Genomic DNA, 12,925 nt, shown 5'->3' with positions numbered 1-12,925 from the left:
AAACCCCCAGAAGAAGGAACATCAGGCACTGGAACGAAGTGCGGGCGCTCCTGCGGCGGAGGCGACCCGCTCCAGAACGGACACCGCGGTCTCCGTGCCCGTCCCCGGGATGGGGAGGAACACGACCATGGTCAGCCCGATCCGATCGGTGAACCGCAACGACGTGCGGTTGAAGGCGAGCTTGCCCGCCACGGGGTGGAACAGCAGCTCAGGGCCGCACGCGTCCTCGGCGACGGTCTGGCGCGACCACAGGTCCGCGAATTCCTCGCTGCGCGCGGTGAGCCGGGTGATCAGCGCGGCCAGCTGGCCGTCCTCCGGGTAGCGCGACACCTGGGACCGGAACCGGGCCACGACGGTGCGCGCCTCCTCGTCCCAGTGCGGGTAGAGCGTCCTGGCGTGCGGGTGCGTGAAGAGGTACTCGACGAAGTTGATCTGCTGGCCGGTCTCCAGCCCCAGCAACGTCCGGAACGGACTGTTCGCCGTGACCACGTTCCAGTGCCGGTCGACGATGTAGGCGGGGTTCGGCAGCCAGTTGTCGACGAACGGGCTCAGCGTGCGCGCGTCCGGCCGGTACACCGGGTCGGTGTGCTCGGCGCTCAGCCCGGCGAGCCTGCGCATGTACAGCCGCTGGGTGTCGTCCAGCCCGAGCACGCGGGCGATCGAGTCCAGCACCTCACCGGAGACGTTCGTCGCCCGGCCCTGCTCGATCCACGTGTACCAGGACACGCCGACCCCGGCGAGCAGCGCCACCTCCTCGCGGCGCAGCCCCGGCGTGCGGCGCCGGCCGGCGGTGGGCAGGCCGACCTCGCTGGGCGACGTCTCCCCGCGCCGGGCGACCAGGAACTTGCCCAGCTCGGCGAGAGGAGTCGGCACTTCGTTTTCCACAGCTGGTCTCCGCACAATCTCAGAGTATGCACGATCGGCAACCATCACCGAAGTCCGTTCGCTGGAATCGGAAATTGTCGTGTGCAGCATTGTGACCGGTGTGGCCGCCTGGTCGTGGCGGTCACACCGGTCAATGCCGGATTTGTCATCCGAACCTGGTCAGTGCCTTCTCAGGCCGCCACGAGCTTCGACTCGATGAGCGTGGTGAGTTCGGCCACGGTGAGTTCGGGCACCAATTCCTCCTCGCTGAGGAACACGCCCACCTCCTTGTTGATCACCAGCGCGGCCTCCAGCAGCACCAGTGAGTCCAGCCCGACGTTCTCGAACGTGTCACCGGCGCGCAGTTCCGCCTCCGACATGTCGAACTTCGAACTGAGCAGTGTGATCAACTTTTCCTGCAGATCCATTCGCTTCTCCCCCTATGTGTTTCTTGCTCACGCAAGAAGCTCAGATTTCCTCGACGGTGATCTCGGGCCAACGCAGCGCCGTCGCACCCCACGTGAGCCCGCCCCCGAACCCGGCGAGCGCGACCCGGTGCCCCGGCTCGACGTTCCCGGACGCGACGGCGTCGGCCAGTGCCAGCGGGATCGAGGCGGCGACCGTGTTGCCCACCCGGTCCAGGTTCGCCACCACCTGCTCCGGCTCGAGACCGAGCTGGTCGCCGACGGCGCGCAGGATCCTGATGTTCGCCTGGTGGGCGACCACCCGGTCGATCTCGCCGTCGTCCCAGCCGATCCGCTTGGCGAGCGTCGAGACCGACTCGCTCATGCGCAGCACGGCGTTGGTGAACACCTGCTTGCCCTGCATCGTGAAGTACCGGTCCGTGTCGGCGGGCAGGACGCCGGACGCCCGTTCGCGCGAACCGCCGGCGGGCACCATGATCAGTTCCCGGTTGGCGCCGTCGCTGCCGAGGTCGAACCCCAGCAGCGCGCCGTCCTCGTCGGCCTCACCGGCGCTCAGCACGACCGCGCCCGCCCCGTCCCCGAAGATCGCCCGCGTGGTGCGGTCGGTCGGGTCGAGGATGGTGGAGAACGTGTCGGCGCCGATGACGAGAACGCTGTCCACGATCCCGGCGCTGATGAGGCCGCTCGCGGTCGCGAGGGCGTAGACGAACCCGGTGCACACCGCCGCGACGTCGAACGCCGCGGCGTGGGTGAGCCCCAGTCGCGCCGCGACCTCCGGGGCCGTGGCCGGGCACGGGTGGTCCGGCGTGCTCGTCGCGAGCACGACGGCACCCACCTCGACCGCGTCCGCCGAGGCGAGTGCCCGCCTGCCCGCCTCGACGGCCAGGTCCGATGTCGCCATTCCCGGCGAGATCACGAAACGCTGCCTGATGCCCGTACGGGCCTGAATCCACTCGTCCGACGTGTCCAGCTGCGCTGCCAGATCTTCGTTCGTCACACGGTTCGGCGGTAATGCGGCACCCAGTCCGCGCAGAACTGCCGACTTCCCCATCTGGCCCCCCACAGAGCAGATTCGACGTGTCATCAACTGTCGAATCCGAGCCTAGCGAGACGGCCTTACGCGACGCTGTCGCGCGCTTGACGGCCCCACAGGCTCAGACTCACCAAGCTGACCAGGCACAACGCCGAGACGTACCAGGGAAACCACCCACCTCGCTGCGCCGCGGTCAAGCTCTCCACCACGTACGGCGCGGTGCCGCCGAACAACGCGACGCTGACCGAGTAGGGCAGCCCGACACCGACCGAGCGGATGTGCACGGGGAATTGCTCGGCGAGCAGCTGTGGCAACACAGCGGCGCATCCGGCGAACAACAACAATGCCACGGTCATCACCGCGAAAAGCGACGTCCAGGACGAGTCGAGCAAACCGAACAGCACGGGCGAGACCAGTGCCGTGCCACCCGCGAAGATCAGGGCGGAAAGGCGCGCTCCGAACCGGTCCGCGAAAACCCCCCACAGCGGAAGGCTGAGCGAGAAGATCGCCAGCGCGGCCACCATCACCCAGGTCGCCTGGGTCTGCGGCACCTTGTGCACGCGGGTCGCGTACGACGGCAGGTAGACGACGAACGTGTAGAAGACCACCGTCGCGCCGGCGGTGAGACCGGCGACCCGCAGGCAGGCCCGCGGGTGCGCGCGCAGGACCTCGATCATCGAGGCGCGCCTGCCCGGCTTCTGCTCCAGGAACGCCTCGGTCTCGGCGAGTCCGCTGCGCAGGTAGAGGCCGTAGAACGCGAGCAGAGCACCGACCAGGAACGGGATCCGCCAGCCCCAGTCGCCGATCTGCTGCGGTGTGAGGAAGGTCCGCAGCGCCATGAACGTCAGCGCCGCGAGCACCACACCCGCCGTCGCGGTGACGTAGATGGAGCTCGAGAACCTGCTGCGCCTGCCCTCCGGCGCCAGCTCCACCACGTACGAGCTGGCCGCGGCGAACTCACCGCCGGCGGACATGCCCTGCAACGCCCGTGCGAGCAACAGCAGCGCCGGGGCCAGCGCCCCCACCTTCGTGTGGGTGGGAGCCACCCCGATGATCAGACTGCCGGTACCCATGAGCACCATGGACGCCGACAGCGCCCAGCGCCGTCCGTACCGGTCCGCCAGCACGCCGAACAACGCGCCGCCGACCGGTCGGAACACGAACCCGACCGCGAAGATCGCGAGCACCCCCAGCAGGTTCGACACGGGGTCGTCCTTCGGGAAGAACTGCGGCGCGATGACGGCCGACAGCACCAGGTAGCACTGCCAGTCGTAGGACTCGAACAGGTTGCCGATCGCAGCGCCGACCAGGTTGCGTCCTCTGGAACGCGACGCCGGCCGTGCGGTGTTCACCGACATGGAAAATCCCCCTAAAAGGCGTGCCTGACACCCCCAGGCACCGTTGGAACCGATTTCTGGTCGCGTGCCTAGTGAGGACCGGCGCCAATGCTTCGAGCACCGCCATCGCCCGCGCTCGCGGGCGGTTCTGCCCGGTCTCGTCGCACATCTCGATCGCCCGCTCGGCGCACCGGATCGCGGTCGGCTCGTCGCCGAGCCGCGCGTGGATCTCGGCCAGCTCCGACAGCTGCGTGCCCGCGGGCCCCTGCCAGCGGAACAGCTCGACGAGTTCGAGCGCCGCCTTCGCCTGGTCACGTGCGCTGTGCACGTCACCACGGCAGAGGTTCACCCACGCCAGCCGCAGCAGCGCGAAACTCCGGCCGGGCTGGTAGTCGATCTCCACGGCCACCGCGTGTGCCTCCTGCGCACACGCCAGCGCCTCCTCGCGCCGTCCGTCGTCGTTGAGGACGGAAGCCATGAGGCACAACGTGTCCACCTCGTGCGTGCGCTCCCCGGCCTTGCGGAACGAGTCCCTGGCCAGGCCGGCGAACTCCAGTGCGGCGACCGGGTCGCCGAGCTCGCTGTGCGTCAGCGCCAGGCCGTACAACGCGTTGCTCTGGTCGTACGACGATCCCAGCCACTCCGACTCGCGCAGGGCTCGTTCGAAGTACTGCCGCGCGGTCCGCGCGTCGCCGATCTCCTGGTACACCAGGCCGAGTCCGCGGATCGAGCTGGCCTCGACGTGCCTCAGACCCAGCGACGTGGCGAGCGCCAGCGACCGCTCGAAGTAGTCCATCGCGTCGGTCATCGCGCCGTCCAGCCGCGAGGCGGACCCGAGCAGCACGAGCGCGGTGGCCTTGCCGCGGTCGGAACCGACGCGGTCGGCGATGATCAGCGCCTCCCGCGAGTACCGGCGCACCTCGTCCGGCCGGGCGAGGTTGAGGTTCGTGTGCCCGATGTTGATCAGCGTCGCCAGCTCCTCCTCCGCCATGCCGAGCTCGCGGTGCAGACGGAGGCAGTGGCCCTGGTGCTCCAGGGAGATCTGGTAGGCGCCGCTCAGGTTGTACAGGTTGCCCAGGCTGCGGTGCATGGCGGCGGTGGCGAGCTTGTCGCCCGCCTCCTCGGCCGCCTGCAGCGCGGCCTCGGTGATCTCCCGCCACTCCGCGCGGTACTTGCCGGTCCAGAAGTAGCCGCGCAGGATGTCGGCCAGGTGCCAGGCGACCATGCCCGGTCCTGAGTGGACGGACCGCAACGCCGTGGCGATCAGGTTCTGCCGCTCGGCGTTCAGCCAGCCGAAAGCGGCCTGCGCGTCCTGGAAACCGGTCACCTGGACCGTGCCCGCCGGCGGGAGCGGCATGCGCAGGAACTCCGCGTGCAGCAACCCCGCGGCGCGGTCCGCCACGTGCATGTACCACGTGCCCAGGCGCTCGATCGCCTGCCGCTCGTGGTCCGCGCCGTCGGCGGCGAACAACTCGGCGGCGTACTGCCGGAGCAGGTCGTGCACCTCGTACCGGTCCCCCGCCGAGCGTTGCACCAGGCTCGCCGAGGTGAGTCGGTTCAGCGCGGCGCTGATCGAGCGCTGGTCGACGCCCGTCAGCACGGCCAGCGCCGACGCCGAGAAGTCGCGGCCGGGCAGCAACCCGATGTACCGGAAGACCCGTTGGTCGACGGGGCTCAAAGCGCGGTAGGACAAGGAGAACGCCGCGGTCACGCCGGTGTCCCCGCCGTCGCCGAGCGACAGCGCGGCCAGCCGGTTGCCCTGCCGCAGCTCGTCCACGTACGCCGCGTGGTCCGACGCCTCCCGGATCAGCAGGTTGGCGGCGGCGATCCGCAGGGCCAGCGGCAGATGACCGCACAGCTCGGCGACCTCCGCGACGATCCGCCGGTCCACCTCGGCCGCCCTGACGGACAGCATCTCCGTCACCAGGCCGGCGGACTCGTCGGCGTCCAGGGTGTCCAGCGGGATGATCTGCGCGCCGTTGGACACGATGAGCCGGTGGAACCGGTCGCGACTGGTGACGAGCAGCGCGCAGCCGGAGGCACCCGGCAGGAAGTGGTCGATCTCGTACTTCTCCGACGCGTTGTCCAGCACCACGAGCACGCGCTTGTCCGCGAGCGAGGACCGGTACATGCCGACCTGGTCGCGCAGGTCGAACGGGATCTGCCCGGCGGGGACGCCGAGCCCGGTCAGCAGGTGGTGCATCGCGCGCTCGGGCGTCAGCGGCTCGTCCTTGTCGTAGCCGCCGAGGTTCACGTACAGCTGCCCGTCCGGGTAGTTCTCCCGCACCCGGTGGCCGACGTGCAGTGCCAGCGCGGTCTTGCCGATGCCCGCCGTGCCGGTGAGCACCACGACGCGCAACGCGCCGGACGGGCCGAGGTGGCAGCGGATCTGCTCGATGAGCCGCGTGCGGCCGACCAGCGAGGGCGGCTCCGGCGGGAGCTGGGCGGGGACGGCGACGACCGGGGTCTCCGCGTCGACCAGGCCAGGATCGGCGGCCAGCACGCGGCCGTGCAGCTGACGGAGGCCGGGACCAGGTTCCACCCCGAGCCCGTCGATGAGCAGGTCGCGCACGGTCTGGTAGGCGTCCAGCGCCTCGGCCTGCCGGCCCGCCCGGTACAGGGCGAGCATGAGCAGCTCCCAGAGCTTCTCGCGCAACGGGTTCGCCGCGGTCGCGGCACGGAGTTCGGGGATCAGCGCGGCACCGCCGCCACCGGCCAGCTCGGCCGCGTACAGCCGCTCCAGCAGGTCCTGCTTCTCCTCCAGCAACGCGAAGAGGAACTCCTCCCGGAGCCGTTCGGACGGCACGTCCGCCAGCGGGTCGCCGCTCCACTCGCCGAGTGCCGCGCGCAACAACCCGACCTGGTCGCCCTGGTCGGCGGTCGCGGCGGCGGAGACGAGCCGGCGGAACCGGAACAGGTCGACCTGGTCGGGAGAGATGTCGAGCCGGTAGCCGAAGGGAGTGGTCGTCAGCAACGCCGGGTCGCCCAGCTGCTGACGGACCCGGCGCACGTAGGTGTGCAGCGCGGCCCGCGGGTTCGCCGGCAGTTCCTCGTCCCAGATCCACCTGGCCAGCTGGTCGAAACCGGCCGAGTGGTCCGCGCTGACCAACAAACCGGCCAGCAGCGACCGGTGTTTGGGTGCGGGAATGGCCACGACCTTGCCGGAAACGGTTACTTCCAATGGGCCGAGAACCTTGAAGGCGTCGCCCTTTCCTCTCAAGCCCATGTCACACCCCCCGGCCCTTATAGTATCAAACGAGATGGACCGCCGATGCGAAAACGCCCTGATGTGATCCCGGTCAAAGATCAACCCAGAACGTGCTTGACCACACAAAGACTCTCGACCAGCAATGTCCTCAATGGACGTTCGCGCCGGACGTCACACCTGCACACGAATACGATTTCACACAATCTTGGCATGTTAAAATCAGGTGAACATTCACTCGCTATATTTGTCAATGGAAAATTCTTCACGAGCAACGAAACGGATATTTCAGGGCGCAGGCGCGGATGATGGTCTGGTTTTGCCTGTTCCCGTCAGGGCGGTCCGGTCTTCAGCAACTGGCCGCGCTGAGCCGAACGAGTGACCCGCGGGCCAGGGCCGGACCGCCGCGCCGAGAAGCGCCGAGCGGCGGCCTATTGTGCGAACGTGCCTGACCTCATCGTCTTTCTCAGCCACAGCTACCGCGCCGCCGAGGTCAACCTGCGCGTGTTCGACCTGCTGTCCGAGTCCCTGTCGCTCCAGTTCGAGGTGGACGAGGGGACGACGTCGACGAGCACCACCCGGTTGGAGCGCATGGTGCGCGCGGCCGACGCGTTCGTCGGGGTTTATCCGGTGCTCGGCGATCCCCTGAGGAAGCCGTCACCCGAAGAGCTGCAAAAGATCACGCGGTACTTCCGGCTCGAACTGGACATGGCCGTCCGCGCCCGCAAGCCGTACCTCGTCATCATGGACCGGCGTCTGCGCGGGGTGCTCCCTGTCCCCGATGCCACCTACAGCCACCAGTACGAGGTCCAGGAACTGCTGAGCGGCAAGGAGACGTTCCGGCTCAACGAGTTGCGCCGGGTCGTTCGGGCGTTCGAGCGCGACGCGCGGATGACCAGCCCCTCCGAGTGGCGTCAGGGCACTGTCGGACTGGTGATGCCGCCTGGCGAGGCACGCGCGGCCGTGGCCGAGGCGCTCAAGCCCGTTCACCAGGTGTCGCAGCTCGACTGGCCGGTCACGCTGGATCTGGAAACCGCCATCGCACTGCGCCAGTGCGAGTGGGTGGTCGTGGACACCACGGCACCGGAGTCCGCGGCGCTGGTCGCCTATCTGCGCGGGCAGGCCATTCCGTTCGTGCGCCTCAGGCAGGGCGAGGCGGAGCATGAGGCGGACAAGGCGCTTTTCGGGACGTTCCAACGCCACTACGCCAAGAACCTCCTGCGCTGGTCCGATGTGGACAATCTGGTCGAACAGCTGGAGACGGTGACCGAGCTGATCGAGAACCAGCCGAGGCTGATCAGCAGCCAGGAGGACGCCCGCGACTACTTCCGGCGGGCGTCCGGCCGGAAGGAGGCGGTGTTCCTCAGCTACGCGGCCGAGGACTCCGACTACGCGAAGCAGATCGGTGACGCGCTGCGGCAGCGTTTCCAGCGAGTGTTCGACTACCGGGTGGCCGGGAACATTCCTCTCGGCGCGGACTGGCTGCCGGCCCTGCTGGAGAACCTGTCCCAGTCTGCGGTCGGCGTGCCGTTGCTGTCGGCCAGCTACGTCGGCAGCAACTACTGCCTGGACGAGGCGCAGCGGATGGCCGACCTGCACCTGCGCCGCAAGATACGGGTCTTTCCGATCCGGCTCGACGGAACGCGAGTGCCCGAACTGGAGATGATCCAGTACTGGCACGCTTCCCGGGTCACGCCGGCGCAGATCGTCGACGCGATCATCGCCGGCCTCGACGGGCAGCCGGGCGGGGCCGCCTCCGGAACACCGTCCGGAGGCGGCCCCGCGCGGTGATCAGGACCGCCGGGTCACCTTGTTCGCCACGACGAGCGGGGCGAACTGGACCCAGTCGACGTTCGGTCCCCAGGCGGAGGGGTTGCCGAAGGTGACCGCGCCGGCCGGGGTGACCAGGTCGAGAGGCGAGGTCTCCAGCCAGAAACCGTCCCACGTGTAGTTGTGGCGGTACCGCGCGGAGGTCGCCTTGCCGCCCGCCTCGGTGGCGACGAGCACCCGGTTGATGATGTCGGTGTTGTACGGGTGGCCGGTGTTCTTGTCCGCCTGGGCATAGCTGACGGTCAGGTTGTACTGGCCGGCGCCCACGCCGATGCGGGGAACCGTCAGCGTGCCGTTGTTGCCGAGGTAACCGACGTAGGTGCCACCGGACGCCCAGGGGCTCGACGCGGTCACCGCGCCGCCCGTGAGCTGGCCTGCCTCGGCTTCGACGCGCACCGCGTTGCGGTCGGCCGCCGCGTCACGGGTCAGCGTGAGCGTGCCGGCGACGAGCGGGGTGCGGCCCTCGTTGGACAGCTTGACCTCGGTGATGCCCGCCTTGAGGTGCACCGTGGTGCTGCCGTTCCACGCACCGGCGCAGGTGGTGGTCAGGGTCGCGCCGGTGACGCCGCGGCCGGAGAGCGACAGGCCGAGCGCGCTCTTGCCGGTGGCGGTCAGCGTGGTGTCGAGCCGGTAGTAGCCGTCCTCGGCCGCGGACACGTAGGTGGTGATGGACTGACCCGACCGCAGCACGCCGCTACCGCGTGCCTCGGACAGCGGGTACACCGTCCTTTCCGGACCGGTGACCTCGGTCAGGTCGACGCGGTCGAGCGTGATGTCCGACGAGCCACCGAGGTAGCCACCGGGACCGCTGGTGCGCAACGAGATCCGGTGCGTGCCGGCGGTGAGCTGCACGGGCGTGTCGTACCGGCCGCGGTAGGTCCAGCCCAGCGTCGCGGGCAGGGTCAGGTTCCGCACGTGGGCGTCGTCCACGTAGAGGGCCTGCTGGCCGACGAACGCGTTGGTGCCGTAGAAGACACCGAGCTTGTAGGTGCCGGTGCGGGGCACGGTCACGTTGACCGTCACGCGGGAGTTCGGCTTGTTCATCGAGCCGACGTCCTTGCGCCCGGACGTGGTGTAGCGCATGGCCATGTCCCAGGAGCCCGACCCGTCGTCCTGGACGTACACCTGGGCGTTCTCCACCGTGCCGTTCTCGGCCTCGTAGGTCGCCTGCCACGGCGCGTTCGCGACCGGCGCCGTACCCGAGGCCGGCGTGATGATCACCTGGTACGCGGCCAGCTGGTCGCCACCGGGCACCTTCACCGTCGCCGCACCGTTCGCGACCCGGATCCGCGACGCCGCCACCACCGGCGGCTGGCCCGCGTCACCCTCGTAACCGGTCCAGCTGGTCTTGGAGACCCGCACGTCGACCTGGTCGCCGAACACCTGCCGGTCGATGCCGGTGACCGCGACGTTCACGTCGTTCGCCGTGCCACCGAGCAGGACCGTCGCCTTGGCGGCACCGCGGTTCAGCGTCGCCATGCCCTGCAGGGTGTCCCTGACGTTCGGCTGCGGCGGCGTCACCTTGACCGTGTTGCCGGAAAGGTCGCCGTACCACTTCGTGAGCCACCAGCCGCCGTTGGCGCGACCTGCGCGCACGGCGTGGTCGCTGAGGTTGCCGGCCATGGACCAGAACGCCATGTGACCGTCCACTTTGGTGTCTTCCAGCATGGTGATCCACTGGACCATCTGGCCGGGCACCGAGGTGTCGCGCTTGTTGGTGTACTCGTTGATGACGATCTCTCGCGGCGAGATGCCGAGCTGCTTCTCCATCTCGCGGTAGTCCGCGTAGTTCTTGCGGTAGTTCGCGAGCGAGTCCGGGCCGAGCTCGTGCCAGCTGGTCAGCTCCGGCAGCACGTTGTTGGCCTTGGCGTAGGTGAGGAACTCGCGCAGGTGGTCCGCGCGGTACCGGGTCTCACCGATACCGGCGATGCGGGCGGTGGGCAGCACGGACTTCACCAGGCGGTAGATCCTGGTCCAGTCGGCGAAGAACTTCTGCTTCTTGTTCGCCCAGTCCGAGTACCAGATGCCGTCGGGCTCGTTGAAGATCGTCCACACGAACTTGTCGCGGTCGGGTCGCTGGGCGACCTTCTCCAGCTGCGGCCGCAACCTGGCGGCGTAGTCGTCGATGCCCAGGTCCTCGTAGGGCCACTTGCTGTAGGCGTCCTGCGCGTAGATGTGCATCTCGCTGCCGCCCGTCGCGAAGAACTCGTCCGCGAGCTTCAGCGCGTCGCCGTTCGGGTGCTGGTCCCCGTCCGGCGCCTTCTGCGAGATGCTGCGCAGCCGCATTCCCGCGATCAGGTCCTGGGACGGGACACCGGCGTCGCCGAGGCCGTAGAGCATGCCCGTCGCACCGCCGCGGAACGCGCCCGTCGAGGAGGCGAGGTCCACGCGCAGGGTCTCGGTCGCGGCGACGGCGACCGACGGGGACAGGGAGGTGAGCGCTAACGCGGCAACGACCGCGCAGGCAGGGATACGCATCGGAGCTCCATTTCGGATCACTTGACGGCACCGCCAGTGATGCCAGAGATGATCTTTCGTTGGGCGACGGCGAGCACGACGACGAGCGGCAGGCTCATCAGCACGACGTAGGCGAAGATCAGGTGCCAGTTGTTCAGGTACAGCCCGGCACTCGCCACGCGGAACAGGTTCAGCGGCAGGGTGTCGAGCCGGCCGCCGACGACGAAGAACGCGTAGAACACGTCGTTCCACACGTACAGGCAGATCAGGATCGTGGCGGTGGCGAGCACCGGTCGCAGCAGCGGCAGCACGATCCGCCAGAACACCATGAACGGGCCCGCGCCGTCGATCTGCGCGGCCTCCTCCAAGGCCGGCGGGATGGTCCGCACGAAGCCGGTCACGAAGAAGATCACCGTGGACAGGTAGATGCCCGTGTACACACCGATCATGCCGATCGCGGTGCCCGCGAGCCCGAGCTGGCGCAACAACAGCACCACCGTGACGACCGCCGGTGGCAGCACGATGCCGCTGATGCCCAGCGCGTACAGGACAGCGTTCAGCCGGGTCGCGCGCCGGGCCAGCACCCACGCCGCCATCGACCCGAAGGTCAGCAGCAACGCGACCGTCGGCACGACGATCAGCAGGCTGCCGAAGAACGCGGCCGGCACCTCGCCGTCGACCCACACCTGCCGGATGTTCTCCAGCAGCTGCCAGTGTTGCGGCAGCGACAGATCCGGGTTGAGCGCCTCGCCCTGCGACTTCGCGGCGGTCACCACGACGAGCCACAGCGGGATCCCGATGACGCCCAGCACGAGCGCGATCGCCGCGACGGGCTGCGCCCTGGTCCAGAACCGGTTCACAGCACCGCCTCCCGCCCGCGCAGCGTCCGGATCACCGGGAACGCCAGCAGCGCGACGAGCAGGAACAGCACCAGGCTCATCGCGGTGGCCTGGGCGAACAGGCCCTGCCCGAACGTGCGGTAGATGAAGATGTTGAGGATCTCGGTGGTGCGCGCGGGTCCGCCGCCGGTGGTGGCCTGGACGATGTCGAACCCGTTCATCGACCCCAGCAACGCCGTCGCCACGTTGAACGTGACCGCGGGCGCCAGCAGCGGGAACCTGATCGTCCAGAACGCCCGGACGCGGGACGCGCCGTCGATGCGTGCCGCCTCGATCAGGTCCTCGGGAATCGTTTTGAGGCCCGCCAGGTAGATGAGCATCGACAGACCCATCCACTTCCACGCGTGGATCACCGCGACCACGACGATCGTCCACGTCGTGTCACCGAGCCACGCGTAGTCGATGCCCAGCAGGTGGTTCAGGCTGCCCTGCGGTTTCAGCAGTGCCTGGAAGATGTAGCCGACGGCGAGCGCGGACATCAGCACGGGCACCAGGAAGAAGATCCGCGCCACCCGGTTCAGCGTGGTGTCGCGTTCGAGCAGGACCGCCAGCCCGAAGCCGAAGACGTTCTGGAACAACGCCACCAGCACCGCGTAGACGAGCGTGATCCGCACCGCGCGCAGCAGCGTGCCGTCCGACGCGAGCTGGGTGAAGTTGTCGAAGCCCGTCGGGTTGATCGTGCTCTTGAACCCGGACCAGTCGGTGAACGCGTAGACGAAGTTGAACACCGTCGGCAGGAAGAAGAACACGAGCAGGATCGCGAAGGCCGGTGCCAGGAACCACATCGGGTGCGTCTGCCGCTTGACGGTGTTGCGGCGCGGCGTGTCCGGCGCGGGGAGCGGCCGCACCGGCGACCGCTCCCGCACTGCGGAGGA

The 12,925-nt window shown here is 68.8% G+C and carries 8 protein-coding genes and 1 pseudogene; 1 reads left to right on the top strand and 8 read right to left on the bottom strand.

Annotation, left to right across the window (positions count from 1 at the left end):
• Nucleotides 1–21 precede the first annotated feature (21 nt).
• The 5 genes and pseudogenes from B0F77_RS07830 to B0F77_RS07810 form a co-directional block, all read right to left on the bottom strand.
• Nucleotides 22–885, bottom strand: coding sequence for a helix-turn-helix transcriptional regulator (locus tag B0F77_RS07830; protein WP_158102637.1), 864 nt, complete (start codon nt 883–885; stop codon nt 22–24).
• A 170-nt stretch (nt 886–1,055) separates the two neighbouring features.
• Nucleotides 1,056–1,292: an acyl carrier protein gene (locus tag B0F77_RS07825; RefSeq protein WP_086662129.1), complete on the bottom strand. Its 237-nt coding sequence runs from the start codon at nt 1,290–1,292 to the stop codon at nt 1,056–1,058.
• A 40-nt stretch (nt 1,293–1,332) separates the two neighbouring features.
• A complete protein-coding gene (locus B0F77_RS07820; protein WP_086662128.1) occupies nt 1,333–2,340 on the bottom strand; it encodes a beta-ketoacyl-ACP synthase III in 1,008 nt (335 codons plus the stop codon).
• 65 nt (nt 2,341–2,405) lie between these two features.
• A complete protein-coding gene (locus B0F77_RS07815) occupies nt 2,406–3,680 on the bottom strand; it encodes an MFS transporter (RefSeq protein ID WP_086662127.1) in 1,275 nt (424 codons plus the stop codon).
• 274 nt (nt 3,681–3,954) lie between these two features.
• Nucleotides 3,955–6,885, bottom strand: a pseudogene (locus tag B0F77_RS07810) (AfsR/SARP family transcriptional regulator); the annotation flags it as partial.
• Nucleotides 6,886–7,308: 423 nt separating this feature from the next.
• Between B0F77_RS07810 and B0F77_RS07805 the strand changes: the two are divergent.
• Nucleotides 7,309–8,655, top strand: a complete 1,347-nt coding sequence (locus B0F77_RS07805) for a toll/interleukin-1 receptor domain-containing protein (RefSeq protein WP_086662125.1) — start codon at nt 7,309–7,311, stop codon at nt 8,653–8,655.
• Here B0F77_RS07805 and B0F77_RS07800 read toward each other — a convergent pair whose 3' ends face one another.
• The 3 genes from B0F77_RS07800 to B0F77_RS07790 all read right to left on the bottom strand — a co-directional run.
• Complete coding sequence (locus B0F77_RS07800; protein WP_086662124.1) at nt 8,656–11,172, bottom strand: carbohydrate-binding protein; 2,517 nt, start codon at nt 11,170–11,172, stop codon at nt 8,656–8,658.
• A 17-nt stretch (nt 11,173–11,189) separates the two neighbouring features.
• Entirely contained in the window at nt 11,190–12,011 is an 822-nt protein-coding gene (locus B0F77_RS07795; protein WP_086662123.1) for a carbohydrate ABC transporter permease, read from the bottom strand.
• On the bottom strand, nt 12,008–12,925 hold a 918-nt coding region (locus B0F77_RS07790; RefSeq protein ID WP_211293711.1), incomplete at its 5' end, for a carbohydrate ABC transporter permease. The genes B0F77_RS07790 and B0F77_RS07795, both read right to left, overlap by 4 nt.

Origin of the sequence: Lentzea kentuckyensis, assembly GCF_002150765.1 — a bacterium.
In the GTDB taxonomy this organism is placed as follows: Bacteria; Actinomycetota; Actinomycetes; order Mycobacteriales; family Pseudonocardiaceae; genus Lentzea; species Lentzea kentuckyensis.
This window is presented reverse-complemented; position numbering and strand designations above follow the sequence as displayed.

What these genes read in the sequence shown, in the direction of transcription:
- B0F77_RS07825 (WP_086662129.1), bottom strand. Translation starts at nt 1,292, where the DNA reads ATGGATCTGCAGGAAAAGTTGATCACACTGCTCAGTTCGAAGTTCGAC.
- B0F77_RS07820 (WP_086662128.1), bottom strand. Translation starts at nt 2,340, where the DNA reads ATGGGGAAGTCGGCAGTTCTGCGCGGACTGGGTGCCGCATTACCGCCG.
- B0F77_RS07815 (WP_086662127.1), bottom strand. Translation starts at nt 3,680, where the DNA reads ATGTCGGTGAACACCGCACGGCCGGCGTCGCGTTCCAGAGGACGCAAC.
- B0F77_RS07800 (WP_086662124.1), bottom strand. Translation starts at nt 11,172, where the DNA reads ATGCGTATCCCTGCCTGCGCGGTCGTTGCCGCGTTAGCGCTCACCTCC.